This is a genomic window from Xanthomonas sp. 3793 (assembly GCF_024806835.1).
Taxonomy (GTDB): domain Bacteria; phylum Pseudomonadota; class Gammaproteobacteria; order Xanthomonadales; family Xanthomonadaceae; genus Xanthomonas; species Xanthomonas arboricola_F.
Map to the genome: position 1 here is coordinate 1 of NZ_JANTYU010000009.1, position 24,975 is coordinate 24,975.

A 24,975-nucleotide genomic window follows, 5' to 3' on the forward strand; every position below is an offset into this window, starting at 1 on the left:
CTGGCCAGCTACGCGGCCGGCAACGCGCCCAAGCAGGTCAGCGGGCGCCAGGAAGCGTATGAGAACCTGATCAACCAGTATCTGACGCGTTGATGCCTGTCATCGCACGCGCGTCGTGTAACGCCGCGCGCGCATGACAACCGCGTGCATTGCCACGGCGCTGCGGGCGACCGCATCAGGTATCGAGATGGCTGACAACATGGCGTGGCGATCAGGGGATCGCTGCGCCGACAACCGCACGGCATGCGTGCGACAGGAACACGCAGCTAGCGCCCACCCCGCAGCGACATCGCGGTGCGCCAGCCGCTCTTATTCGGCCGGATCGATTGCGATCGGTGCGGCTACCGAATCCCGCTTGACCAGCAGGTGCGCGACCACATGATCGACCATCTTCGACGTGCGCTCCTTGGCGCGAATCGTCTTCAACAAGATGTCCAGCGCGGCATCTGCCATGGCGGCGATGGGCTGCTGCACGGTGGTGAGTTCGGGCCAGACGGCAGTGGCTGCCGAGGTGTCATCGAAACCCACGACCGACAGATCGCGCGGCACATCCAGCCCACGCCGGTGCGCCACCGAAATGGCCGCGGCGGCCATGTCGTCGTTGCTGGCGAAGATCGCGCTGGGGCGACGCTTGCGTGCAAGCAGTTTTTCGGCCGCAAGCAGACCCGAGCGGTAGGTGTAGTCGCCCGGTTGTACCAGATGCCTGTCCAGGCGCAGGCCGGCGTCGGACAAGGCGGCCTGAAATCCTTCGAAACGCCGCGTGCTGGCCGACAGATTGGGGTGCCCGGCGATGTAGCCGATACGGGTATGCCCCTGCGCGATCAGGTGCTCGGTGATTTCCTTGGCAGCAGCGAATTCGTCGATGCGCACGCAGGCCACGTCGGGACTGAAATGGTTGGAGGCGATCGCCACCACCGGCACCTTGGCACGTACAAGTTCCAGCACCGCAGCACGGGATTCGCACAACGGCGGCGGCAGGATCACCCCGGCCACACCCTTGGCGAGTTTGCGCGCGGCACGGCGTTCGGCATCGGCGTCAAGATCGTCCCAGCAATCGATCACCAGCTGGATCGACGTACGCGAGGCAACCCGCAGCACGCCCAGCAACAGTTCGCGCAGATATGCACCGCTGGGGTCGCTGTAGATCAGCGCAATGCGCGTACTCTGCGCAGCGGCCAGGGCGCTTGCGGCCAGATTGGGCGTGTAACCGAGTTTGTCGACTGCGCGCATCACGCGCTCACGGGTGGCGTCGCGCACGCTGCCGTTGTTGTTGACCACACGCGAGACCGTCATCGGCGACACCTTGGCCAGCGCCGCCACCTCGTCGATGGTGGTCGCGCGGCTGGTGCGGCGGACCGATTTCCTGACCTTCTCCAAGCATGGCCTCTTCAAATGCGAGCGAAAGTTGGCGCAAGCGCGCGTGCTGCTGCCGGTAGACCTGCAGCAGGTGCGGGCATGAGCATGCAAGCCATGGTACCGGGAAGCAGACAGAGCGGGGAGATGCGCACAGATGCCATTGCCGCAGCGGAGCGTACGGCATGAGCGCATGGCCGATGGGACGCAATCGCACAAGCGTGCGTGCGTTGGCACTGATGTGGCTGGTGGTGTTGGGTGGTGCACTGCTTCCGGTCGCAACGGTGCGGGCAGAAGATGGCTACGAGCTATGGTTGCGCTACCACATGGTGGGCGACGCCGCGCAACTGCAGGCAGGCGCGCGGAGCTTGGTGATTGCCGGCGACTCGCCCACCCTGCATGCGGCGCGCGATGAGCTGACGCGCGGGGTGCAGGGCCTGCTCGGTCATGCCCTGCAGAGCGCTGCCACGGTGACCGCCGATGGCGCGATCGTGCTGGGCGCCGCCAACGCACCGCAGATTGCCGCATTACAGCTCAAAACCGGCGATCTTGGTCATGAGGGATATCTGATCCAGACGGTGCGCGTGGATGGGCATCGCGCCACGGCCATCGTGGGCGGCAGCGATGTCGGTGCGTTGTATGGCGCATTTCATTTCCTGCGCCTGCTGCAGACCGCCCAGCCGATCACCGCACTCAACGTACGCGAATCGCCGCGATTGCAGCTGCGCATGCTCAACCATTGGGACAACCTGGATGGCGTGGTGGAGCGCGGCTATGCCGGTGCATCGCTGTGGAACTGGCAGACGCTGCCCGGCTATCTGGACCCGCGCTACACCGACTATGCACGCGCCAACGCCTCGCTGGGCATCAACGGAACCGTGCTCAACAACGTCAACGCCAAGGCCTGGAGCCTGACGCCGGAATATCTGGACAAGGCCGCGGCGCTGGCCGCGGTGTTTCGTCCGTACGGCATCCGCGTGTTTCTCAGCGCGCGCTTCAGTGCACCGATCGAGATTGGCGGCCTGCGCACCGCCGACCCGCTGGATCCACAGGTACAACGCTGGTGGCGCGCCAAGGCCGAAGAAATCTACGCGCGCATTCCGGATTTTGGCGGGTTCCTGGTCAAGGCCAACTCCGAAGGCCAGCCCGGCCCGCAGGATTACGGGCGCTCCCATGCCGATGGCGCAAACCTGCTGGCCGACGCGCTGGCACCGCATGGAGGCGTGGTGATGTGGCGTGCCTTCGTATATTCGCACGAGCAGCCGGACGACCGCGCCAAACAGGCGTACAGCGAGTTTGTTCCGCTCGATGGCGCATTTCGCGACAACGTGATCGTGCAGGTCAAGAATGGTGCGATCGACTTCCAGCCGCGCGAACCGTTCCATCCGTTGTTCGGCGCGATGCGCAAGACGCCGTTGATGCCGGAGTTTCAGATCACCAAGGAATATCTGGGCTTTTCCACGCATCTGGCGTATCTGGGCACCCTGTTCGCCGAGACCCTGCAGGCCGATACCTATGCGCGCGGCAAGGGCTGGAGCGTGGCAAAGACGGTGGACGGCACGCTGTTCAACTCCGGCAAGCATGCCCGGCTCACCGGCATTGCCGGAGTGGCCAATCTCGGTGCCGATCGCAACTGGAGCGGCTCGCTCTTCGATCAGGCCAATTGGTACGCCTACGGGCGGCTGGCGTGGAATCCGGCGCTGTCGCCGGAGGCCATCGCGCAGGAGTGGGTGCGCATGACTTTGTCCAACGACGCCGCCGTGGTGACGCCGGTGGTCGGCATGATGCTGCGCTCGCGCGAGGCGGTCGTGGATTACATGACCCCGCTCGGGCTGCATCACCTGATGGGACGCGGCCATCACTACGGGCCGGCGCCGTGGGATGCCGGCAGCGAACGGCCGGACTGGGACCCGGTGTACTACCACCGTGCCGATCGCAATGGCATTGGCTTCGATCGCAGTGCCAGCGGCAGCAATGCGGTGGCGCAATACGCAGCACCGGTGGCGCGGGTATTCGGCGATGTGCAGCGCGTGCCCGAGCAGTATCTGCTGTGGTTCCACCATGTGCCGTGGGACCGACGCATGGCCTCCGGACGGCCACTCTGGGAAGAGCTGGTCTGGCACTACGACCATGGCGTGGACGAGGTGCGTGCGATGCGCGCGACCTGGCAGGGCCTGGCGGGCAAGATCGATGCGCCACGTTACCAGCAGGTGAGCGAGTTTTTGGCCATCCAGCAGGATGAGGCGCAGTGGTGGCGCGATGCCAGCATCGCCTATTTTCAAAGCGTGTCCGGGCGCGGCCTGCCGGCCGGCGTGGCACCGCCCGCGCATCCGCTGGCGTACTACCAGGCCTTGAAGTTTCCTTATGCACCAGGAAATCCGAAATGAGCGCACGCGTGGCGACATCCCTGGCGGTGCTGCTGTCCGCGGCAGTGGTATCCAATGCTGCGCAGGCCGCCGATGCGCCCTTGCTGCACGCACTCTTCCAGGACCATGTGGTGCTGCAGCGCGATGCACCGATCAAGGTCTGGGGCGATGCGGCGCCGGGCACGCGCGTCACCGTACAGCTCCATACGCAGCAGGTGCAGGCACGCGCAGACCGTGACGGGCATTGGCAGGTACGCCTGCCTGCACACGCGGCCGGTGGCCCGTACCGCTTGCAGGCCAGCACGCCCGATGGCACCACGCAGCAGGTGAGCGATGTATTGATCGGCGATGTGTGGCTGTGTTCGGGCCAGTCGAACATGGAATTGCAGGTGCATCGCACGCTGGATGCGCGCAGCGAGATTGCCGATGCCGACCATCCCACCATCCGCATGTTCAAGGTGCCGGCGCAGTCCAGCCCCACGCCGCAGACACGCTTCGGTGGGCAGGCGACGTGGCAGCCCACCACACCGGACACGGTGAAGGAGTTTTCTGCAGCGTGTTACTACTTCGCACGCGAATTGCAGAAGACCGTCGATGTGCCGATGGGTTTGATCAACGCTTCGTGGGGCGGCTCGCAGCTGCAGGCCTGGATCGGCGACAAGGCATTGCGTGCGGCAGGCGACGATGGTCCGGCGCTGGACGTGCTGGCGCGTTATGCCACCAGCCCGACCGATGCTGCGCCACGCTGGGGCACGCTGTGGGAAACCTGGTGGCGTGCGCATGGCGACGGCACGCCATGGCTGCCGGATGCGCCGGAAGCGTGGCAACCCGCACCTGCGGCGCTGGGCGCATGGGACGACTGGGGCGTGCCGCAGCTGGTCGGCTTCAATGGCATGGTCTGGTACCGCACCAGCGTGGAGCTGACCGCCGCGCAAGCCGCGCAGGAGGCCAGCCTGTTGCTGGGGCCGGTGGACGAACTGGACCAGACCTGGGTCAATGGACGCGGCGTGGGCAGCAGTTATGGCGCCGATCAGCCGCGTCGCTACACGCTGCCACGCGGCCACCTGCATGCCGGGCGCAACAGCATCGTGCTCAACGTGCTCAATACCTATCGCCGCGGTGGATTGCTGGGCGATGCATCGTCGCGTGCGCTGCAGTTGGCCGATGGCAGCCGCGTGCCGCTGGATGCGCCCTGGCAGTACCAGATCGTCTCGCCGCGCCTGGGCACACCGCCGCGCGCGCCATGGTCGTCGGCGGCCGGGCTGACCACCTTGTACAACGGCATGATCGCCCCGCTCGGCCAGCTCGGGCTGCGCGGCGTGCTGTGGTACCAGGGCGAATCCAATGCGGGCGATGCGGTGCATTACCCGGCGCTGCTGCAGGCGTGGCAGCGCGACTGGCGCGCACGCTTTGGTGCGCAGCTCCCGCTGCTGGTGGTGCAGCTGGCCAACTACGGCGCCCCACCCACGCAACCGGTGGAAAGCGGGTGGGCGCAGCTACGCGAGGCGCAGCGCCGCTTCGTTGCCGACGACGCGCATGCCGGCCTGGCGGTGGCCATCGACATCGGCGACCGCTACGACATCCATCCGTCCAACAAGCAGGAACTTGGGCGACGCCTGGCACGCGCGGCGCGGCATGTGGTGTATGGCGAGGCGATTGCGCCCTCCGGCCCGGTGCCGCGTAGCGCGCGTCGCGAGGGCGATGCCATCCACGTCGCCTTCGACGACGTGGATGCGGCTTTGCTGAGCTATGGCAACGACGCACCGATCGGTTTTGAAGTCTGCGCTGCGGCAGCCGACAGTTGCCGCTACACCAGCACCACGCTGCAGGGCCGCGATGTCAGCCTGCGCCTTCCTTCGGGCATCGTCGCCACCCGCGTGCGCTACTGCTGGGCCGACAGCCCGGTGTGCACGCTGTACGACCGCAGCGGCCTGCCGGCCGGCCCGTTCGAACTCCCCGTCACTGCCGCCTCTTCCCCATGAGCGAGACCACGATGTCACAGACCCCCGACTCCCCTGCTCCGCTGCAAGGCTCGGCCCGCGATCGCGAGATCGTCGAGGCGCGCGTCATCGTCAGCTGCCCTGGCCGCAACTTCGTCACCCTGAAGATCCGCACCCGCTCGGGCATCACCGGGCTGGGCGATGCCACGCTCAATGGCCGCGAACTGGCGGTGGCGGCGTATCTGCAGGAGCACCTGGTGCCCAACCTGATCGGCCGCGATGCCGGGCGTATCGAAGACATCTGGCAGTTCTTCTATCGCGGCGCGTACTGGCGCCGTGGCCCGGTGACGATGAGCGCCATTGCCGCAGTGGACGTAGCGCTGTGGGACATCCTGGGCAAGATGGCCGGGCTGCCCTTGTACCAGCTGCTCGGCGGGCGCTCGCGCGAGGGCGCGCTGGTGTACGGCCATGCCAACGGCCGCGACATCGCCGAAACCAGCGATGAAGTGGGCCGCTTCCGCGAGATGGGTTTCATCGCCATCCGCGCGCAATGCGGCGTGCCCGGCATCAAGAAGACCTATGGCATTTCCAGTGGCGGAAAGCCGTACGAGCCGGCCGAAAGCGAACTGCCGACCGAAACAGTCTGGTCCACGCCGCGCTATCTCGGCGTGGTGCCCAAGCTGTTCGAGCAACTGCGCAACGACCACGGCGACGAGATCGAACTGCTGCACGACGCGCACCACCGGCTCACCCCGATCGAGGCCGCGCGCCTGGGCCGCGATCTGGAGCCCTACCGGCTGTTCTGGCTGGAAGACGCCACGCCCGCGGAAAACCAGCGCGCCTTCGAGATCATTCGTCAGCACACGGTGACGCCGCTGGCGGTAGGCGAGGTGTTCAATTCGATCTGGGACTGCAAGCACCTGATCGAGCAGCAACTGATCGACTACATCCGCACCACGATTGTCCACGCCGGCGGCATCACCCACGTGCGGCGATTGGCGGATTTTGCCGCCCTGCACCAGGTGCGCACCGGCTTCCATGGCGCCACCGATCTGTCGCCGGTGTGCATGGGCGCGGCATTGCACTTCGACACCTGGGTGCCCAACTTCGGCATCCAGGAATACATGTTCCACTCCGACGAGGCCAATGCGGTGTTCCCGCACGACTACGTCTTCCGCGCTGGCCGCCTGCATTGCGGCGAGACACCCGGGCATGGCGTGGAGATCGACGAAGCGCTGGCGGCGAAGTACCCGTACGTGCCCAAACAGCTGCCGGTCGCGCGCCTGGAAGATGGCGCGATGTGGGATTGGTGATGCGGCACGCGACGACCGTCGGCACGCCAGGCGCAAGCGCGTCCCAGACAACTTCCGTGCGGCGATCATGCTGGCTTGGCCAGTCTGCGCACTCGGCGCCGAAGCGCTTGCTTTTGCTTGTCACACGCGTTTCTGTGCTGCTGGCTCGCTACATGGTGGTCACCGTCATCGCAGTGCTCGCACCAGCGACGGCGCAAGCGCAGGCCGAGGTCGCCTTCGACTGGTTCGACTATCGCGGCGACGATGCGGTGTTCGCCACGCCGCTGGCGCCCGGTCAATACCGCAACCCGATCCTGGCCGGCTTCTATCCGGACCCCAGCATCACCCGCGTCGGCGAGCGCTACTACCTGGTCAATTCCACGTTCGCGTATTTCCCCGCAATCCCGGTGTTCGAAAGCACGGATCTGGTGCACTGGACGCAGATCGGCAATGTGGTCGAACGGCGCGAGCAGCTGAACTACGACGGCCTGGGCGTGTCGCGCGGCATGTTCGCCGCCAGCATTCGGCATCACGACGGGCGGTTCTACGTGGTCGGCACCTCGGTGGACAGCGGTGGCAACTTCATCGCCAGCGCCGAGCGTGCTTCCGGGCCGTGGTCGGCGTTGACGTGGCTGCCCAGCATCGACGGCATCGACCCGTCGCTGTTCTTGGACAGCGACGGCAGCGCGTATCTGCTCAACAACGGCCCACCGGAAGGCACGCCGTTGTACGAAGGCCATCGCGCGATCTGGATGCAGCGTTTCGACCTCGCCAGCAATCAACCGGTCGGCCCGCGCAAGGTGCTGCTCAACGGCGGTGTGGATCTGGCCAGCAAGCCGATCTGGATCGAGGGCCCGCACCTGTATCAACGCGACGGCTGGTACTACCTGTCGTGCGCCGAAGGCGGCACCGGGCCGCAACACTCGCAGGTGGTATTACGCAGCCGCAACCTGTGGGGGCCGTACGCGCCTTCGCCGCACAATCCCATCCTCACCCAGCGCGATCTGCCGGCCGAGCGCGCGCATCCGGTCAGCAATGCCGGTCACGCGGATTTTGTCGAAGCACCGGACGGACAATGGTGGGCAGTGTTTCTGGCCAGCCGGCCGTATTCCGGCGATCGCTACAACACCGGGCGCGAAACCTTCCTGTTGCCGGTGCAGTGGCGCGATGGCTGGCCATCGATCCTGCCTGCGGGCAAACCGATTCCGTACATCGTCAGCGCACCTGCCCGGGCAAAGACGCTTGTCGATCAGGCGCCGCTATCAGGCAACTTCAGCTGGCACGACGATTTCACTGCCGCCACCTTGCAACGCGAATGGCTCACCCTGCGCGTGCCCAAACGCGCGGTAGCTGACACGCAAGCACGTGCCGGCTGGTTGACCCTGCATGCGACGACGCAGGGCCTGGAAGGTAACGGCACGCCAGCCTTTCTTGCGCGTCGCCAGCAACACACGCGCTTTCACGCCAGCACCGCGCTGGCGGTACCCACCCAGGCCGGCGTGCAGGCCGGGCTGGCCGCGTTCCAGAACGCCAACGCGTGGTATGCGCTGGGCGTGCGCCGCGACGGCGCCGCACTGGAGGTGTTTGTCGACAAGCGCGACGGCGCCACCACCACCACGCTGGCGCGTACCCGCATCCCGGCCACTACAACGCAGTTGCGCCTGCAGATCAGCGGCGATGGCGGCGCCTACAGCTTCGACTACGACGCTACCGGTGCCGGCTGGCAATCGCTACGCCGCGACGACGACGCCGGCATGCTCAGCACCGCACAGGCCGGCGGCTTCGTCGGCAGCATGATCGGGCCCTTCGCCCGGTTGCAACCAGACCGCACCAAGGAGGACTGACCATGCTTTTGCACCCTGCCCGTTTCGCTCCCGGCCCGCGCCGCATCCTGGCTGCCGGCCTGCTGGCCACTGCCCTTGCCGCCGGCTCATCGCATGCGGCGGCACCGCCACCGCCGCCGTATCTGGACACCCAACTGTCGTTCGAAACGCGCGCCGCCGACCTGGTGTCGCGCATGACATTGGACGAAAAGGCCGCGCAGATGCAGAACGCCGCACCGGCCATCCCGCGCCTGCAGGTGCCCGAATACGATTGGTGGAACGAAGCGCTGCATGGTGTGGCACGCGCCGGTGGCGCCACGGTGTTTCCGCAGGCGATCGGGCTGGCAGCGACCTTCGACACCCCGCTGATGGCCGAGGTGGCCACCGCCATCGGCGACGAAGCGCGCGCCAAGCACCACGCGTTCCTGGCGCGCGGCGAGCACAAGCGCTATCAGGGGCTCACCTTCTGGTCGCCCAACATCAACATCTTCCGCGACCCGCGCTGGGGCCGCGGGCAGGAAACCTATGGCGAAGACCCGTTCCTGACCGCGCGCATGGGGGTGACCTTCGTGCAAGGCCTGCAGGCCCAGCAGGGGCCGTACCGCAAGCTCGATGCCACTGCCAAGCACTTCGCGGTGCATAGCGGGCCGGAGGCCGACCGTCATCACTTCGATGTGCACCCAAGCGAACGCGATCTGTATGAGACCTACCTGCCGGCCTTCCAGGCCCTGGTACAGGAAGGCAAGGTCGCCGCGGTGATGGGCGCCTACAACCGTGTCAACGGCGAATCCGCCTCAGCCAGCACGCGGCTGGAAGGCATCCTGCGCCGCGACTGGGGCTTCGATGGCTACATCGTCAGCGACTGCGCCGCCATCCGCGACATCTGGCAGAACCACAAGATCGTGCCCACGCCCGAGGCCGCCGCCGCACTCGGCGTCAGGCACGGCACCGACCTGGATTGCGGCGACACCTATGCCGCGTTGCCCAAGGCGGTGCGTGCCGGCCTGATCGACGAAGCCAGCATCGACACCGCACTCAAGCGCCTGATGACCACGCGCATGCGCCTGGGCATGTTCGATCCGCCGGCCAAGGTGCCGTGGGCGCAGATTCCCGCATCAATCAATCAATCGCCGCAGCACGATGCACTGGCGCGCCGCACCGCGCGCGAATCGCTGGTGCTGCTGAAGAACGAGGGCGTGTTGCCGCTCAAACCCACGCTCAAGCGCATCGCCGTGGTCGGCCCCACCGCCGACGATCCGATGTCGCTGCTGGGCAATTACTACGGCACCCCGGCCGCGCCGGTCACCATCCTGCAGGGCATTCGCGATGCCGCACCGCAGGCGCAGGTGGTCTACGCGCGCGGCAGCGACCTGGTGGAAGGACGCGAAGACCCCAACGCCGCCGCACCGATCGACACGCGCTATCTGCGCCCCGCGGCAGATGCCAAGCAAAACGGCCTTACTGGTGAATACTTCAAAGGCCGCGCATTGGCCGGCACGCCGGTGCTGACCCGCATCGACCCGCGCATCGCCTTCCGCTGGGATCGCAACGCACCCACCGACGATGCGGTGGGCCGCGGTGAACTGCAGGCAGACCGTGCGCTGGCCAGGGACGACTTCAGCGTGCGCTGGCATGGCCAGTTGTTGCCGCCGGTGTCGGGCAACTACGAGTTGCAGGTGGCCGCCGACGATGGCGTGCGTCTGTATCTGGATGGCAAGCTGCTGATCGATTACTGGAGCGATGCCCCGCGCATGCGCGGCGGCAATGCCAGCGTCGCACTGGAAGCCGGCAAGGCCTACGACCTGCGTGTGGAGTATTACGAGGCCACCCGCGATGCCGGCGTGCGTCTGGCCTGGCGCATGCCCGGCGCCAAACCGCCGCTGCAGGAGGCCGTGGACGCCGCACGCAACGCCGAAGTGGTGGTGTTCGTCGGCGGCCTCACCGGCGATGTCGAAGGCGAGGAGATGGACGTCAACTATCCCGGCTTTGCCGGGGGCGACCGCACCGACACCCGCCTGCCCAAACCGCAACGCGAATTGCTGCAGGCGCTGCAGGCCACCGGCACGCCGGTGGTGGCGGTGCTGACCACCGGCTCGGCACTGGCCATCGACTGGGCGCAGCAGCATGTGCCCGCCATCCTGCTGGCCTGGTACCCCGGCCAACGCGGCGGCAGCGCGGTGGGCGATGTGCTGTTCGGCCAGGCCAGTCCCGGCGGCCGTTTGCCGATCACGTTCTACAAGGAAGACGAGCGCCTGCCCGCCTTCGACGACTACGCCATGCGCGGGCGCACCTATCGCTACTTCACCGGCAAGCCGCTGTATCCGTTCGGCCATGGGCTGTCGTACACGCAGTTCGCCTACTCGGATCTGCAGCTGGACCGCAACACCGTGGCCGCCGACGGCACGCTCACGGCCACGGTCATGTTGAAGAACACCGGCCAACGCGCCGGCGATGAAGTGGTGCAGCTGTATCTGCATCCGCTCAAGCCGCAACGCGAACGCGCCGGCAAGGAGCTACGCGGCTTCCAACGCATCGCGCTGCAACCTGGCGAACAACGCCAGGTGCGCTTCACCATCAAGGCGCAGGACGCACTGCGCATCTACGACGAGCAGCGCAAGGCCTACGCAGTGGATCCAGGCGCATACGAGCTGCAGATCGGCGCTTCCAGCGCAGACATCCGCAGCAGGCAACGCTTCACCGTCACCGGCAACTAGCGCCTTCGAGGCCCCTCGCTCTGCAGACGTTGCCAACAGACCCTCCGGCCGCGATTGCCCCAAGCCCCTCTCCCGCCGGGGCGAAGCGGCACCGCTTGCGCGCCACTGGCGCGCGTGCCCTGGAGCGCCCGCGTCGCAAGACGTGGGCCGGGGCGCGGAGCCGGGGTTGGGGTGAGGGTACGGCGCAGGCGGCTCCACCAAATCCCTAGTCCGCGGACACCACGATGCAAGCCCCACGTCTTTCGCTCGATACCCTTGCCACCCTGACGCCAGCGGTTTTTTTAACGCCCGCTTACGATCCAGCGACAACCACCCTCGGCATCGTCCATCTAGGCGCAGGCGCCTTTCATCGCGCCCACCAGGCCGTCTACATCGATGACCTGCTCGCAGACGATCCCCGCTGGGCCATCTGTGCCGTCTCCCTGCACAGCCCGAGCGTGCGCGACGCGCTGCGCCCACAGGACGGCCTGTACACCCTCGCCCTGCTCGACGAGCACCCGCAGCTGCGCATCATCGGCGCCATCCGCGAGGTGCTGTGCGCCGCCGACGAACAAGCCGCCGTGCTCGCACGCCTGGCCGATCCCGCCGTGCGCCTGGTCACCCTCACCGTCACCGAAAAAGGCTACTGCCTGGCTGGCGACACGCTCGACCTCACTCATCCGGACATCGCGCACGACATCGCCCACCCCGGCACACCGCGCAGCGCCATCGGCTATCTCGTCGCCGGCCTGCACCAGCGCAGGCAGCAAGGTATTGCGCCGTTCACCGTGCTCAGCTGCGACAACCTGCCCGACAACGGCAGCCTGCTGCGCCGCGCAGTGTTGCTGCTCACACAGCAGAACGATCCCGCGCTTGCGGATTGGATCGACCGGCACACCACCTTCCCACGCTCGATGGTCGACAGCATCACCCCCGCCACCGACGACGCGCTACGCGCAAACGTGCAAGCACAAACCAGCCTGCACGACGCCTGGCCGATCCAGCGCGAGCGCTACAGCCAGTGGGTGATCGAAGACCGCTTCTGCAACGGCCGTCCCGCCTTCGAGCGTGCCGGCGTGATCCTCAGCGACGACATCGCCGGCTATGCACGCACCAAGCTGCGCCTGCTCAACGGCCCGCACTCCGCACTCGCCTATATCGGCAGCCTGCTCGGTCTGGAAACGGTCGCCGACGCCATGCGTCACCCGCCACTGGCCAGCTTTGTCGAAACCCTGATGCGCGAGGACATCGCCCCCACCCTGCAACCGATGCAAGGCTTCGACCCGCAGCAGTACATCGACGCCATCCTGGCCCGCTTCCGCAACCCCGCCATCCGCCACCTGCTTGCGCAGATCGCCTGGGATGGCTCGCAGAAGATTCCGGTGCGCCTGCTCAGCGTCATCGGCGACGCATTGGATGCCGGGCGACGGGTCGACCGGCTCTGCATTCCGGTAGCGGCCTGGTTGCAGTTTGTGCGCAGGCAGTCACGTAATGGCATCGCCTTGATCGATCCGTTGAGCGATGTCCTCAGCGACATCGGCCGCTCGACCACCGGCGATGCCGGCCATGACATCGCGTCATTCCTCACCGTGGATGCCGTGTTCGCTTCGCTCTCTGGCGATGCGCGTTTTGTGCAGGCGCTGCACGCTGCCTACGCTGCGCTGGGCAATGCAACACCAGCAGAGATACATCGGGCCATTGATTTGAGGTGATGCATCGCCCTGTGGCGTCGCATACAACAAGCTCCGGCGTCTGCAGCGGGCGATTGGCGGACAGCAGTGCGCAGAACACGCCCATTGAGCTACCCGATCCAGGGCCTGTTGCGGATATGCAGGCCCGCAGATGCAGCGGGCGATTGGGTGCCTATTTACCGATTACCTGCCCAATCCTGAGCAGGTTGCCGTTCTCGTCGACAAGCGCAAATTCCCGCATTCCCCAGGGCTTGTCGCCGACAGGATCGAGCCGGGGGATGCCGTGCACCGGAAGGTCCGCCGCATGCATGGCGGCGTAGACCGCATCGACATCGCCAACCCGGATGTAGCACCCCGCATAGCAGGCAGCAGGATCCAGGTCCGGATGCACGAAGAAATGCAGCTCCACCTCGCCACGTGTCAGGATCGCGTAGCTTGCATCGTGCGGATGCGCGTCGCCGACAAAGCCCAGCCGCCGGTAGAAGGCGAGCGTGCGCTCGATGGAGCGGGCCGGTAGCAGCGGAATCGTACGGTCTGGCATTTGGGCACTGGAAGTCATCGCTTTCTCGCAGTGGGAGAACGAAGTCGTCGCTGGGCGCAACGATACGCCACATCCGACAGATCGGTTGAGCGTTGTGCCGTCCTGTCTTGACTCGCTCCAGTGGCGAGTCGCAAGATCTCCTTGCTGCGGCATATTCCGCAGCCGGGTTTAGCAGCCCGTAATCACAAGGCGCACCAGCGCCCATTGCACGATGTCGGCGCTTTTCTTTTGCCCGACGTGTCGCGTGGGCAGGCGTGCTCGCTTTACGGCGGGCGGTGCGCGGAGACCGCAAGGTCTGCCGGTTCCTTGTGACCGGTCTGCTAACCGCGCATCGTTCGCCACCCTTGTTTAGCAGCGAGGTGGCGGACTTCCTATCGCACAAGGAGTTCGATATGACCCGCCCCAAAGCGACTGCCCATGCACGCTCTGCATCGCGATCCAAGCGCTCTGTTGTCGCGCGTACCGGATCAAGGCAGAGCTCGGTGTGCGCCGTGACCGACACGGAGTCGGCGGCAGATCCATCACCAGCACCCACGCCGCCCTTGCGCAAGCCCGGCTTCCGTATTCCCGAGCGGGTCACCATGAGCTGCCAGCACTACGACGTGCGGCGGGCCGAGGATGTCGTCGGCTGCGCAGTACCCAAGCTGCGGCTGTCGGGCCGTTGGCTGGAACACTGCGGTTTCGCGGTTGGCGATGCGTTGCGGGTCACGGTGGGAAGCGGCGTGGTGTTGATCAGCCGCGTGGCGCCTGCGGTACCTACGGTGAGATCGCGCCGAAAGTGATGCGCGTGGGTCGAGTGCGCTGATACGGCGCTTGCGTTGCTTCTCCCTGCACGGGAGAGGGAACGCTCTTTGCGCTTGTCCGGATTGGAGAAGGGAGGCTGCCTTGATCCTGTTTGCATTGAAGAAGGGAGGCTGCCTGTGCCGTCTGCACGCGAGAGGACAGTGTCCGTTTCGAAGCGGAGCTGTGAAGCAAAGCCGTGTGGCGCGCGTGCCGTCAGCGACACAGAGCTTGTTGCCTGCACTGGCATCTGCACTGCACCGCGCGACATGACATGCTTGGCCTCATCTACGCCCCCACCCACCTCCGCTTAGGCTCACGCGCCGCATGGCCATGCGCAAGAAACACGAGTTGCCTGAGAAACCCTGCATGCAGTGCGGGCGGCCGTTCCGTTGGCGCAAGAAATGGGAGCGCGTGTGGGACGAGGTGAAATACTGCTCCGACCGTTGCCGCGGCGAAAGCAAGCGGACGCGTCCGACTCCGTGACCTGCGCGGTGTGTTGATCGCCGATCGACAACACGTGCAACTCCATCGCCAAACCGGCGCACACCGGCGCATGCGCGTAGTGTTGCGCGACATGCTTAGACTCTATCCGTCAGGCTGACGTCCATGCCGCCGCTTGAGCTAGCCACATCCGCACTGATTGGCGAATGTCAGTGGCAGACACATGGCATCTGATGGGTCACTGTACTTCCGTATCGATGGAGTTCTCTGCATGAAAATGGCTGTCTTCAGCACGCGCCCTTACGACAAGCGATTTCTCGACGAAGCGAAACTGCGCTTGAGGGAGCAATCCATAGCCGAGTTTTTTTACTTCGAAGCATCGCTGGATCTGCAGACCGTAGCATTGGCACAGGGCTGCGAGGTGGTGTGCGTGTTCGTCAACGACCGGCTCGATGCGGCCGTGTTGCAGGCATTGCACGCGATCGGTGTGCGCGCAGTGCTGCTGCGCTGCGCCGGCTTCAACAACATCGACCTCGCCGCAGCCAAGGCCCTGGAGTTGTTCGTGGCACGCGTACCGGCCTACTCACCCGAGGCGGTGGCCGAGCACACCCTGGCACTGGTGATGACGCTCAACCGCCAGACACACCGCGCCTACAACCGCGTGCGCGAGGGCAACTTCATGCTCAACGGCCTGCTTGGGCGCACCTTGCACGGCAAGACGGTCGGCCTTGTGGGCCTGGGCAAGATCGGCCTTGCGACCGCACGGATCTTTCGTGGCATGGGCTGCCGCATGCTCGGCTACGATCCCTATCCCTCGCCGGGATTCGATGGGCTCGGTGAGCGGGTCGCACTGGATGCGCTGTTCGCACAGGCCGATATCGTCTCGCTGCACTGCCCGCTGACGCCGGTCACCCAGCACCTCATCGACGATGCCGCGCTGACAGCGATGAAGCCCGGCGCGATGCTGGTCAACACCTCACGCGGTGGGCTGGTGGATACCGATGCGGTGATCCGTGCACTCAAGTCCCGCCAGCTCGGTCATCTGGCCATCGATGTCTACGAGCAGGAAAGCGCCTTGTTCTTTCAGGACCGCTCCGGCGAGATCATCGACGACGACGTGTTCCAGCGCCTGATGACCTTCCCCAATGTGCTGGTCACCGGGCACCAGGGCTTTTTCACTGCCGAAGCACTTGAGGAGATCTCCGGGATCACGCTGCTGAATCTGGCGCATTTCGCCGCAGGCACGGCGTGCCCGAACCTGGTTCCGAGCGCCTGACTCCGCGTTTCCCTTTCACTCCCGCGCAGGTCCGACCATGTGGCAACAACTCTACGACCCGCTCGGTAACGCCAACCTCTCGGCATTGCTCGCCGCGCTGCCGGTGCTGTTCTTCCTGCTGGCGCTGACGCTGCTGCGGCTCAAGGGGCTGACCGCCGCGTCACTGGCGGTGCTGGTCTCGGTGGCGGTGTCGTCGCTGGTGTTCGGTATGCCGCTGGCCAGCATCGTGGGCGCCGCGTTGTTGGGCATTGCCAACGGCCTCTTCCCGATCGGCTTCATCGTGCTGATGGCGGTATGGCTGTACAAGCTGGCGATCCGCAGCGGCAAGTTCGAGGTGATCCGCGGCAGCATCGCCACGGTGTCCGAAGACCAGCGCATCCAGGTGTTACTGATCGCGTTCTGCTTCGGTGGATTTCTGGAAGGCGCTGCCGGTTTTGGCGTGCCGATCGCGATCTGCGCGGCGTTGCTGGTGGAGCTGGGCTTCCGTCCGCTCAAGGCGGCGATGTTGTGCCTGCTGGCCAACGGCGCGGCGGGCGCTTATGGGGCCATCGGCATCCCGGTGCTGGTGGGCGCGCAGCAGGGCGGCGTGCGCCTGGAAGAGATGTCGCTGATGCTGATCGCGCTGGTGCAGGTCTGCGCGCTGCTGGTGCCGGCGGGGCTGGTGGCGATGCTCGATGGCTGGCGCGGCGTGCGCGAGACCTGGCCGGTGCTGCTGTTTGTCGGCGTGGTGTTCAGTGGCGTGCAGACGCTGACCTTGTACTTTCTGGGGCCGGAACTGGTGGACATCCTCGGGCCGCTGGCCGGCATGGGCGGGCTGGCCCTTTTCATGCGGTTCTGGCGCCCCAGGCGCATCTACCGCGAAGCGCAGGCACCGCCTTGCTCCACCCAGCGCTGGGCGCTTGCCCAGGTGCTGCGTGCGTGGTCGCCGTTCTACATCCTCACCGGCGCGATCCTGGTATGGAGCCTGCCTGCGTTCAAGGCGCTGTTTGCCGCAGACGGCGCGTTGGCCGCCACGGTGCTGCATCTGCCCATCGGCCTGCTCGATCAACGCGTGCAGGAAGTGCCGCCGTTGGTCGCCAGCGTGCGCACGCTGCCTGCGGTGTGGAATGTCGGTTGGCTCAATGCTTCCGGCACGGCGATCCTGATCGCCGCGCTGCTCACGGTGCTGCTGTCGTCGCGCTTGACCCTGCGCTCGGCAACCGGCGAGTTGGTCAAGTCCGCGCGCGAGATGTGGAGACCGCTGGCCACCGTGTCGCTGGTGATGGCGGTGGCCTATGTCACCAACTATTCCGGTGCATCGTCGTCCATCGGCCTGGCGCTGGCGCAGGCCGGTGGCGTGTTCCCGCTGCTGTCGCCGGTGATCGGCTGGATGGGGGTGTTCATCACCGGCTCGGTGGTCAACAGCAACACCTTGTTTGCCCATCTGCAGGCGGTGACGGCGGCACAGATCGGCGTGTCTGCGCCGTTGCTGGTGGCGGCCAATACCGCCGGTGGCGTGATGGCCAAGCTGGTCTCGCCGCAATCGATTGCCATTGCCGCCGCTGCGGTCAAGTTGGTGGGGCAGGAGTCGGCGATCATGCGGACCACGCTGGCGGCAAGTCTTGGATTGCTGGTTTATGTCTGTCTTTGCACGTGGCTGTTGTCGATGCTGCTGCAATGATGCCGGTGGCGGCGTGTCAACTGGCTGCCGTAGCAGGTTGCTTGCACTGGCCTGCTCCAGGCTGTGTCAGCGATTGGCGATGACCTGCCCGATCCGCAGCAGATTGCCGCTCTCGTCCACGATCGCAAATTCGCGCATGCCCCAGGGCTTGTCGCCCACCGGGTCGATCCTTGGAATTCCCCGGGCCGGGAGCGCCGCTGCCTGCATCGCTGCATGGATGGCATCGACATCGCCCACCCGCAGATAGCAACCCGCGTAGCAGCTCGCCGGATCCAGATCCGGGTGCGCGAAGAAGTGCAGCTCTACATCGCCGCGCCGCACAATCGCATACCCGGCATCATGCGGATGCGCATCGCCCTCGAAGCCAAGCCGGCGGTAGAAAGCCAGCGTCTGCGCAATGGCGCGGCTGGGCAGGATCGGGATGGTCTGGTCAGCGGTGTTGGCCTTGGCGTTCATCGTCAACTCGTCTGAAGTGGTAATCGGATTCAAACCGGGACGGCCATTGCTGGCCACACGAAGCGCTCAGATGCGCGCGCAACCAGTAACGACAGCTAGCCCCAGCTGCCGGGTGTACCAGCTCAGCTGGCGCAAGTATCCACCGATGCAGGAGCTGACTGCATACCCCAATGGCCGCACCAGCTTGTGGCCCCATCGCGTATAGGCGTCTCGTAGTGCCGGGGCCAGGCCCTGCAGCAGCGCGGTGCCCAGCTGGCTGACCAGCAGGTAGGCGAATACGTCGATGCCCAGCATATCCAGCAATGGCACAGCCGCTGCAAGCTCCGGATTCGATGCGATGCAGGCGATCACCAACGCGGTGACTGCAACGGCTGCCCTGCGATTCACGATGATTCGCCACATAGGGATGAACCCGCATATCGTCTCGATGTCAAAGATAGCAGCACCGTCCAGCCGACCCTGGTCTGCTGCTCGATCACGATGCCCGGACGCCCTGCCTGGCACCGGACGTGCTGAAAATGCGCATCAGCACCAGCACCAGCAGCACCAGAAAGCTCAACTCCCACACATAGAACGCGACACCCACGTGGTCGATCATGACCTGATGGCCGGCCTCGTTTTTGTCGAACCGGGTTGCGCGGAAGGTATCCAGCCCGATCAGGCACGCCGCTACCAACAGCGCCGCCGCCAACTTGTCCACCTTGACGAAGTAACACAGCCACGCCAGGAAGAACAACGGATTGCTCATCCATGCCACGCACTGGCCATCGACCACCTGCATCCAGCCAAGCAGCAGGATGACGAATCCACCCAGGTGATCATTGCCGCCGTGCAATGCAGGAAGGCACAGCGCAACCCCGTACAGCAGGGCCGATAACACGAGTAGAAAAAGCTTCACGGGCGTCCTTGTCCAGGATGAGGCGAGTGCGCGTGTTCGCTTGCGGAACTCCGGATCGCAGCTGCACGGGCGAGCTTGCTTACTATAGACAATGCGTGCACAGCTTTCACCGACGCCTTGCGCAGCCTGCCGACGCGTGGCATGGACGGGCGAAGCAGCAGGGACGTTGCTTCAAGCGGCGCCATGACATGCTTGAAGCACCAGCGCATGACTCCGGGACCCGGCACCACCATGACGGCCCACGGGAGCAGCGCTTGTCGGCGCCGGTGCAGCGTCCGCTGCGGGCGAGCGCTGCACCGGCCCAAGGAGCGGAAAATGGTGGGGAACGCGGTGACGTATCGTCCGGAGCGCTGCCGCAGTGACAGCGGGCGGCATCGCCCGGCCCAGTCGTCTGCTGTCACGCCCGCCCGGGTTGGCATGCCTCGTAGCGCCTGCGCCAACCCGGGGGGCGGCCTTCCCCCCACTGGTTGCGGCTAACGTTTGCCGGCTTTTTTCGTAGCGCCCGCTCCGCTTGCCCGCTTGGCAGCGTTGCCCTTACGCGCCACGGCCATGTTGTCGACCAGGTTGGGATAGGGCCGGCCTGCTGCCTTGGCACGCTGTCTGGCCTGTGTCTTCTGCGCTGGGGAAAGCGAACTTGAGCGCGAGGCACGCTTCGGGTTCGGTTTTTTCCATGGCGCCGAGGCCTTGCCCTCGCGCTTCTTCGCAGTGCTGCGTGCAGAGGCGCTCTTGTTGGCCGAAGGCCGGCGAGCGGCTGTCTTTTTTGTCGCGGTCTTTTTTACCGCCCTTTTTTTCGCCGTCGCTTTCCTGACTGCGGTCTTCTTTGCTGCAGTCTTCTTTGCTGCAGTCTTCTTTGCTGCAGTCTTCTTTGCTGCAGTCTTCTTTGCTGCAGTCTTCTTTGCTGCGGTCTTCTTTGCTGCAGTCTTCTTTGCTGCGGTCTTCTTTGCTGCGGTCGTGGCGGTCGTCTTGCGGGCAACGGTCGAAGACCTGGACGTGGGTGTCGCCGCGCTACCGGCCCCTGCTTTCCTTGCTGCGCTTTTTCTCGCCGCAGGTTTCTTCACGGAGGGCATTCCGGTTGTTTTTCTTGCGGCCTTCTTTGCGGCGGTCTTCTTTGCGGTGCGTTTTGCTGCGGTCTTTCCGGCGGTGCGTGTCGTCGTACCACTGGCGTCGGCAGCGGCCGTGCTGCTGGACCTGCTGCTCTTCCCTGTCGCGGTCTTCGCGTTGGCTGCATCCTCCAGCCGCTGATACAGCCGCGCCGCCCAGCGCTGACCTGCATCGCCGCCCCAGAGCAGCCAGGCGATATAGCCAGCCGATGGCGCGCTACGATCGGCCCAGCCCTTGCCGTTCTTGTCCACGCTGTGACGCGCGAAATAGGCGTGCATGCGTCGAATGGTCTGGGTGGAAAGCGTTTTCTGCGCCGACAGATCGCGTGCACGCGCGACGCCGATCGCGGTACCGCCGCGCCCGTGCAGCTCACGCAAGCGCAGACCGCGCGCCGCTGCGTTGGCAACATTCCTGGGCGGCACTGTAGACATCGCCCGCTTTGCTGGTGTGCGTGCCACGAATTTCTCCGGTTGCATCGAGTTGCCGTAGTGTTCGCAGGCGCCGTGCTGCTGCATGTGAAGAGGCTGGCAACTGGCCGTGCACACCACACGGCGATGAATGTGACTCGGCGACACGCAGGCACGCCACGCGGCGCGCGGCGGCGCTGTCGCAAAGGGCGCGTCGGCGGCGACGTCCACCGCACCGGACGCAGCTGCAGATCAGCCTGCTTGGGACGCTGAATCGCCGTGCATGTGTCGCTACACTGGCCTGCCACGGCTATCGCAAGAGTGCTGCATGCGCCTGTTGAAGACCTCGTTCCACGCGGGCCTGCTCGCTGCCGCGATCGGCATTGTCCCCGCGCTTGCGCAGGCCGCCGACAAGGCGCCGTTGTCCAAATCGGCGCCGTCGAAACAGTCTGCCCGGTGGCAGGCCCTGAGCACGCGCAACCAACCGCATGCGCGCCATGAAAACAGCCTGGTGGCCATCGGCGACCGCCTGTATCTGATCGGCGGACGCGATCAGCGCCCGCTGGAGATCTTCGACACCCGCACGCGCCGCTGGTCGCAAGGCAGTGCGCCGCCGCTGATGGTGAGCCACGCACAGGCGGTGGTGTCGTCCGGCAAGTTGTATTTCGTGGGCGGCTTCACCGGCGACTATCCCGAGGAAGCGTCGCTGAGCAATCTGCTGATCTACGATCCCCGCACCGACCACTGGCAGGTCGGGCCGGAGATTCCCAAGCATCGCCGCCGCGGCGCGGCCGGCGCGGTGGAACACGACGGCGTGCTGTACCTGGTCGGCGGCAACACGCGCGGCCATATGAGCGGTTATGTGCCATGGCTGGATGCGTTCGACACCAGAACGCAGCAATGGACGCAGCTGGCCGATGCGCCGCATGCGCGCGACCATTTCCATGCGGCGGTGATCGACGGAAAACTCTATGCCGCCGGTGGCCGCAGGTCGGCACACGAAAGCGGCAACACCCTGGCGCAAACGATTTCCGAAGTCGATGTGTATGACATCAAGCGCGGCACCTGGTCGGTGGCACCGGCCGCGCTGCCGACGCAGCGCGCAGGCACTGCCGCCATCGCACACAATGGCCGCCTGCTGATCATCGGTGGCGAGAGCATGCGGCAGGTCAAGGCGCACGACGAAGTGGAAGCCTACGATCCGACCAGTTCCAGCTGGGCAACGCTGGCCGCACTACCGCAAGGGCGGCATGGCACCCAAGTTGCCGCCGTCGGCGACACTCTATACATCGCTGCGGGCAGCGGTAACCGCGGCGGCGGGCCTGAGCTGGATGATGTGTTGATGTTGGCTGAGGCGGAAGCCACACGCTAGGCAAGGTGGGCTGCATCCAAGCCCGATCGCAGTCCTGGCCCGAAGGGAAAGCGACGTGTCATGCAGGTCTCTCGGTAACGCTCCATCGCGGCCAGGGCCGCTCCTGCAGGAGCGGCGACTGGATCAGCTGAGGTCCCGACAGACGCTACTGCGCAAACTGCAATCCCAGCGACTTGACACGCACGCGTGTCAGCATCGCGTGCGAGGTCATGTAGAGGGTATGACCGTCGTTGCCGAACGCGCAGTTGGAGACGGCTTCACCGGTTTCGATACGGCCCAGGCGCTGCCCGGCCGGATCGAAGACGATGACGCCACCGGGGCCGGTGGCGAACAGGTAGCCGTCGGCGGACACCGCCATGCCGTCGGGCAGGCCGGGCGCATCCTTTGCCACCAGATCCGACGCATCGGCGAACACGCGCTTGCCGGTGACGGCGCCTTGCGCATCCAGCGCGTAGGCCATCCAGATCGGTCGTTCCGGATCGGAATTGGACACGTACAAGGTGCGCTCATCGGGCGACAGCGCGATACCGTTGGGGAAGCTCAGGCTGTCGTCCAGCAGATGCACGCTGCCGTCGACATCCAGCCGGTACACACCATTGAAGCGCAATTGCTTGACCGGCGAGTCGTTGAGATCCTTCAAGCCGTACGGTGGGTCGGTGAAGAACACCACGCCGTCGCGACGACGCACCACGTCGTTGGGGCTATTGAAGCGCTTGCCGCCGAAGCTGGTGGCCAGCGGCGTCTTCTTGCGGGTGGCCGGATCGAGCCTGGCAACGATGCGGGTACCGGAATCGGCAAGCAATACGGTGCCATCGGGCTCGGCATACAGCCCGTTGGCACCGGCCTCGCGCAGCGTGGCCTGTTCCGGACCGGTATAGCCGGACGGCGACAGCAAGACCGACAACCCTGCCTCTTCGGACCAGCGATACAGCTTGTTTTCCGGCACATCGGTAAACAGCAGGTAGCCACCGTTGCGCACCCATGCCGGGCCTTCGGACCAGGTGAAGCCTTCGGTGAGCTTCTCGATGCGCGCGTCGCTGGCGACCACGTCGCTGAAGCTGCGATCGAAAGTTGTCAGATGCCCGATCGCAGAAAAGCGCGGCGGGGGCACCTCCTTCCTGGCGCAGGCGGCGAGGATCGCCAGCAGCGGAACAGCCAACAACAGATAGGGCGGCAAGCGCATCGGTCAGTCCAGTAACGAAGTCGAGCCATGATGCCATCATGCGTGTGCAGGTCTGCTGCGCACGCTGACGACCGCGCTAGCGCCCGCTAGCCGCCGCAGGCACCGCCAGCACCGCATCCAAGGCCGGTTTGGGCCGGTGATTGCGATCGAACAGCAGCGGGTAATTGGTGCGGCCGGGCACCGGGTAATCGTTCTTCCACGACATGCCGTCGCTGACGCCCCAGACGCTCACGCGCGCAAGCTTGTCGCGCTTGCGCCAGAACAGCGCGAACAGCTCCGCATAGCGATCGCTCAGTTGCGCCTGTACGGCAGGCGGCAATCCATCGCGGTAAGGATCGAGAAAGCGCTTGAATTCCGGCAGCTGGAACTGCTTGTGCGCAAGCCCGGTGCCGATGACCTGGCCTTGCTTGGTGAGCGGCAGCACATCCACGTCGAGCTCGGTGATCATGACCTTGATGCCAAGTGCGGCGTATGCGTCGATGGCGTCCTCGATATCGCGCAGGCTGGGGTAGTCCAGGCCCCAGTGCCCTTGCATGCCGACGCCGTCGATACGGATGCCGGACTGCTGCAGCATCTTGACCATCCGCACGATGCCGTCGCGCTTGCTCGGCCGCCATGCATTGAAGTCGTTGTAGTAGAGCTCTGCATCCGGTGCATACCGCTGCGCAAAGGTGAAGGCATTCCGCACCACGGTGTCGCCGTCGCCGACCCGCTGCACCCAGTTGGTATCGCGGTAGCGCCCATCTTCGTCGATGATTTCATTGACCACGTCCCAGCCCTGCACCTTGCCGGCGTAGCGGCCCGCCACCAGCGCGATATGCTCGCGCATGCGCTCCAGTTGCTGCGCTGGCGTATTGGGCCGGCCATCGGCGGTGGTGAAGAACCAGTCCGGCGTCTGGTTGTGCCACACCAGGGTGTGGCCGACCACGAACATATGCTGCGCACGCGCTTCATCGACGAAGGCATCGGCGGCGGTGAAATCGTTGACGCCGCGACGCGGCGACACCACTTCGGCCTTCATCACGTTCTCGGGCGTGAGCGCATTGAAATGGCAGGCGACCAAGGCCGCCGACGCGGCGTCGTGGCCTGACACGATCTCGGCATTGACGGCGGTGCCGATCAGGAAGGCATCGGCATAGACCTGCTTGAGCGTCTGTGCCGGACAAGGAGAGGCGGTAACCGCCGACGGCGCAGCGCTGGCGGTTGCGCTGCCAGCCAGCATGCCGGCCAGCAACAAGAAGGAAAACCGGTGACGTGCAAACATGGCGGCAGCTCGTTGAGGAAGGCGCGGGCGACTGACCGGGGCGCAGGGACGACACTGCAGTGCAGCGTGTGTCGCAAGGGATGCGCAAGGCCATGGCACAGCCTGCCTAGGCCCACGACGGCGGTGATGCAGCATAGCCGCTTGCGTCTCCGCGGGCAGCGCCGACCTGCATCGGTACATGCATGCCGGCCAACAGCCGCGCCCAACGGCGTCGGGCATTTGCGAGGACCAGTGGGCGCACCACTGTTGGCGTTGCTTCCAAGTCCAACGGCTGCGGAGCGACATGGCGCGTCGGCGACTCTGCGACACGAAGCCTCAGCAGTCGCGTCGATCATTGCGCGAAGATCGATGCACCGTTGGCAGTAGCATCGATCAACGCGCCTGCGTTGTGCGGGGCCTACTGCCCCAGCCTGTGCCCGCGCGCGATGACAGATG

Annotated in this window: 19 protein-coding genes and 1 pseudogene; 12 read left to right on the plus strand and 8 right to left on the minus strand. The window is 65.6% G+C overall.

Translation table 11 applies throughout. The features are described 5' to 3' along the window. Window positions 1-309: 309 nt before the first annotated feature. Window positions 310-1,377: a LacI family DNA-binding transcriptional regulator gene (locus tag FHY18_RS21515; RefSeq protein ID WP_259159920.1), complete on the minus strand. Its 1,068-nt coding sequence runs from the start codon at window positions 1,375-1,377 to the stop codon at window positions 310-312. Between FHY18_RS21515 and FHY18_RS21520 the strand changes: the two genes are divergently transcribed. The 7 genes from FHY18_RS21520 (at window position 1,304) to FHY18_RS21550 (ending at window position 13,179) form a co-directional block, all read left to right on the plus strand. Next, window positions 1,304-1,459 (plus strand): hypothetical protein, encoded by a 156-nt coding sequence (locus FHY18_RS21520; RefSeq protein WP_259159922.1) that lies wholly within the window; start codon window positions 1,304-1,306, stop codon window positions 1,457-1,459. The genes FHY18_RS21515 and FHY18_RS21520 overlap by 74 nt on opposite strands. Window positions 1,460-1,553: 94 nt before the next feature. Next, a complete protein-coding gene (locus FHY18_RS21525) occupies window positions 1,554-3,740 on the plus strand; it encodes an alpha-glucuronidase family glycosyl hydrolase (protein WP_259160020.1) in 2,187 nt (728 codons plus the stop codon). Beyond that, entirely contained in the window at window positions 3,737-5,701 is a 1,965-nt protein-coding gene (locus tag FHY18_RS21530; RefSeq protein ID WP_259159924.1) for a sialate O-acetylesterase, read from the plus strand. The genes FHY18_RS21525 and FHY18_RS21530 overlap by 4 nt, the downstream gene beginning before the upstream one ends. A gap of 11 nt (window positions 5,702-5,712) precedes the next feature. Then, window positions 5,713-6,972, plus strand: a complete 1,260-nt coding sequence (gene manD, locus FHY18_RS21535) for a D-mannonate dehydratase ManD (protein WP_259159926.1) — start codon at window positions 5,713-5,715, stop codon at window positions 6,970-6,972. Between the two features lie 155 nt (window positions 6,973-7,127). Beyond that, on the plus strand, window positions 7,128-8,795 hold the full coding sequence (locus FHY18_RS21540; protein WP_259160022.1) for a glycoside hydrolase family 43 protein: 1,668 nt from the start codon (window positions 7,128-7,130) through the stop codon (window positions 8,793-8,795). 2 nt (window positions 8,796-8,797) lie between these two features. Then, window positions 8,798-11,488 carry a glycoside hydrolase family 3 protein gene (locus tag FHY18_RS21545; RefSeq protein WP_259159927.1) on the plus strand — a complete coding sequence of 897 codons (2,691 nt, stop codon included), beginning with the start codon at window positions 8,798-8,800 and terminating at the stop codon, window positions 11,486-11,488. A gap of 224 nt (window positions 11,489-11,712) precedes the next feature. Continuing rightward, window positions 11,713-13,179: a mannitol dehydrogenase family protein gene (locus tag FHY18_RS21550; protein WP_259159928.1), complete on the plus strand. Its 1,467-nt coding sequence runs from the start codon at window positions 11,713-11,715 to the stop codon at window positions 13,177-13,179. A 151-nt stretch (window positions 13,180-13,330) separates the two neighbouring features. On the opposite strand, the gene FHY18_RS21555 is transcribed toward FHY18_RS21550, so the two are convergent. Then, complete coding sequence (locus tag FHY18_RS21555; protein ID WP_259159929.1) at window positions 13,331-13,717, minus strand: VOC family protein; 387 nt, start codon at window positions 13,715-13,717, stop codon at window positions 13,331-13,333. Between the two features lie 473 nt (window positions 13,718-14,190). Between FHY18_RS21555 and FHY18_RS21560 the strand changes: the two genes are divergently transcribed. The 4 genes from FHY18_RS21560 to FHY18_RS21575 all read left to right on the plus strand — a co-directional run bounded on the left by FHY18_RS21560 (window position 14,191) and on the right by FHY18_RS21575 (window position 17,859). Continuing rightward, window positions 14,191-14,481: a SymE family type I addiction module toxin gene (locus FHY18_RS21560; RefSeq protein WP_259159930.1), complete on the plus strand. Its 291-nt coding sequence runs from the start codon at window positions 14,191-14,193 to the stop codon at window positions 14,479-14,481. Between the two features lie 325 nt (window positions 14,482-14,806). After that, on the plus strand, window positions 14,807-14,965 hold the full coding sequence (locus FHY18_RS21565) for a DUF2256 domain-containing protein (RefSeq protein ID WP_172454289.1): 159 nt from the start codon (window positions 14,807-14,809) through the stop codon (window positions 14,963-14,965). A gap of 229 nt (window positions 14,966-15,194) precedes the next feature. Continuing rightward, window positions 15,195-16,199: a 2-hydroxyacid dehydrogenase gene (locus FHY18_RS21570; RefSeq protein WP_259159936.1), complete on the plus strand. Its 1,005-nt coding sequence runs from the start codon at window positions 15,195-15,197 to the stop codon at window positions 16,197-16,199. 37 nt (window positions 16,200-16,236) lie between these two features. Then, entirely contained in the window at window positions 16,237-17,859 is a 1,623-nt protein-coding gene (locus FHY18_RS21575) for a lactate permease LctP family transporter (protein ID WP_259159937.1), read from the plus strand. A 66-nt stretch (window positions 17,860-17,925) separates the two neighbouring features. Here FHY18_RS21575 and FHY18_RS21580 read toward each other — a convergent pair whose 3' ends face one another. From FHY18_RS21580 to FHY18_RS21595, 4 genes are all read right to left on the minus strand, one after another. Continuing rightward, window positions 17,926-18,315, minus strand: coding sequence for a VOC family protein (locus FHY18_RS21580; RefSeq protein WP_259159938.1), 390 nt, complete (start codon window positions 18,313-18,315; stop codon window positions 17,926-17,928). Window positions 18,316-18,381: 66 nt separating this feature from the next. Then, window positions 18,382-18,702: a hypothetical protein gene (locus FHY18_RS21585; RefSeq protein ID WP_259159939.1), complete on the minus strand. Its 321-nt coding sequence runs from the start codon at window positions 18,700-18,702 to the stop codon at window positions 18,382-18,384. 88 nt (window positions 18,703-18,790) lie between these two features. Continuing rightward, window positions 18,791-19,213, minus strand: coding sequence for a hypothetical protein (locus FHY18_RS21590; RefSeq protein ID WP_259159940.1), 423 nt, complete (start codon window positions 19,211-19,213; stop codon window positions 18,791-18,793). 473 nt (window positions 19,214-19,686) lie between these two features. Continuing rightward, window positions 19,687-20,829, minus strand: coding sequence for a DNA-binding protein (locus FHY18_RS21595; protein ID WP_259159941.1), 1,143 nt, complete (start codon window positions 20,827-20,829; stop codon window positions 19,687-19,689). Between the two features lie 220 nt (window positions 20,830-21,049). On the opposite strand from FHY18_RS21595, the gene FHY18_RS21600 reads away from it, so the two are divergent. Further along, entirely contained in the window at window positions 21,050-22,093 is a 1,044-nt protein-coding gene (locus FHY18_RS21600; RefSeq protein WP_259159943.1) for a kelch repeat-containing protein, read from the plus strand. A gap of 145 nt (window positions 22,094-22,238) precedes the next feature. On the opposite strand, the gene FHY18_RS21605 is transcribed toward FHY18_RS21600, so the two are convergent. Next, complete coding sequence (locus tag FHY18_RS21605) at window positions 22,239-23,276, minus strand: SMP-30/gluconolactonase/LRE family protein (protein WP_259159945.1); 1,038 nt, start codon at window positions 23,274-23,276, stop codon at window positions 22,239-22,241. Between the two features lie 76 nt (window positions 23,277-23,352). Continuing rightward, window positions 23,353-24,429 (minus strand): annotated as a pseudogene (locus tag FHY18_RS21610) (endo-1,4-beta-xylanase); the annotation flags it as partial. Between the last annotated feature and the right edge of the window lie 546 nt (window positions 24,430-24,975).